Source organism: Frankia sp. CeCAU1 (assembly GCF_977971845.1).
This window is the reverse complement of the sequence record NZ_CDWWXA010000017.1, coordinates 50,787-52,605: the sequence shown is the minus strand read 5'-3', so window position 1 is coordinate 52,605 and position 1,819 is coordinate 50,787. Positions and strand designations below refer to the sequence as shown.

The 1,819-nt window shown below is 70.6% G+C and carries 2 protein-coding genes; both read left to right on the top strand.

Annotated features, from left to right (window positions below; translation table 11 throughout):
* The coding region (locus tag AC08OO_RS05580; RefSeq protein WP_476618294.1) for a cupredoxin domain-containing protein at positions 1-647 on the top strand (647 nt) is incomplete at its 5' end.
* Between the two features lie 18 nt (positions 648-665).
* Positions 666-1,819: MarP family serine protease (locus AC08OO_RS05575; protein ID WP_476618293.1), on the top strand; the 1,154-nt coding region annotated here is incomplete at its 3' end.

Genomic DNA, 1,819 nt, shown 5'->3' with positions numbered 1-1,819 from the left:
CCGGCACCGCCCCACCCACCGCTACAGTCCGGTCCACTGGACAGGTCCAGCCCGCCGGCGGCACCGGCATCGCCCTGCGACGAGAGGCACAGCTGATGACCAGCACCGCGGACCGTGACCATGCGGGACCGCGACCGTCCATCCACTCCTCCCGGCAGGGGCGGTCACGACGGCCGGGTGGTACCCAGCACCCGCCCGCTCGGGTGACCTGGATGGACCGGACGGGCTGGACCAGGCGGACAACCCGGCTGGGCCGGCTCACGGTAGCTCTCGGACTGGCACTCGGTCTGTTCCTGGGCGCCGCGGGTTGCGGAGGCTCGGGGAAGGACGGCACGTCGACGGGGCCCTCCCTCACTCCCACCGAGGGAGCGGGCGGCCTGCAGATCTTCGCCGTCACGGGCCTGCCGAACCTGCACTTCTCCGCGATGGAACTGGTGGCCAGGCCGGGGCGGATCCGCGTCGACTTCTCGGTCGCGCCGCAGTCCCCGCCGCACAACTTCGTCATTCCGCGGATTCCCGAGGCACACACGCGCATCGTCTCCGCGGGAGAGTCACAGAGCATCACCTTCTCCGTGACGAAACCGGGTAGCTACCCGGTGGTCTGCACTCTGCATCCCAACATGACAGCCACACTGAAGATCCTCTGAGTCGAACCGACGCCCGCCGTGCTCAACGTCCTGGACATCGTTCTTCTCCTGCTCGTCGTACTCTTCGCGATCTCCGGGTACCGGCAGGGCTTCCTGGTGGGCGCGCTGTCGTTCGTCGGCTTCCTCGGCGGTGGTGTGCTCGGTGCCAAGGTCGCGAAGCCCTTCGCCGAACTGATCGGCCAGGAGAGCCACGGCGCCATGGTCGGTCTCCTGGCCGTGCTCGGTCTCGCCCTGGTCGGGCAGGTCGCGGGCACCGCGATCGGGGTCGCCAGCCGGGACCGGGTGACCTGGCGCCCCGGCAGGGCCGTCGATGCCGCCGCGGGTGCGGTGCTCTCCGGCTTATCGGTGGTTCTTGTCGCCTGGCTGCTGGCGACGGCCGTCGATCGATCGCCCTTCGAGTCCCTCGCCCACTCGGTCCGGGAATCGCGGATCCTCGCCACCGTGGACGCCGGGATGCCCAACGAGGTCCGCAGTGCATTCGCCGACCTGCGCCAACTGGCTGACGACAACGGCTTCCCCGAGGTCTTCGCCGGGCTGGGCGGCGGGCGCATCGTCGCTGCCGATCCGCCCGATCCCGCTTCCACCCGGACGGCCGGGGTCCGCAACGCGGCGGCGAGCATCGTGAAGATCCGTGGCGTCGCCAGCTCCTGCGACAAACGGGTCGAGGGATCCGGATTCGTCATCGCCCCGCAGCGCGTGATGACCAACGCGCACGTCGTAGCCGGAGTGCACCGTCCGGTGGTCGTGCTGGCCTCGCGCACCCTGCCGGCCGAGGTCGTCCTGTTCGACCCCGACCGGGACGTCGCCGTGCTCCGCGTGCCGGACCTGCAACGGCCGCCGCTGCGGTTCCGGACAAACCCACCGGCCGCGGCCGAAGACGCCGCGGTGATCGCCGGTTATCCCCAGGACGGGCCATACACCACTGTGGCGGCGCGTGTCCGCGACCATCAGACCGCCCAGGCCCCGGACATCTACTCGCACGGCCTCGTCCTGCGCGACATCTACGCGGTCCGTGGACGGGTGCTGCCGGGAAACTCCGGTGGACCCCTGTTGTCCGAAAGCGGAGACGTCCTGGGCGTCGTGTTCGCCGCGGCCGTCAACGACAGCGACACCGGTTACGCCCTGAGCGCCGCCGAAGTGGCCAGGCCTGCCGCCGCCGGGGTAATCGCCAC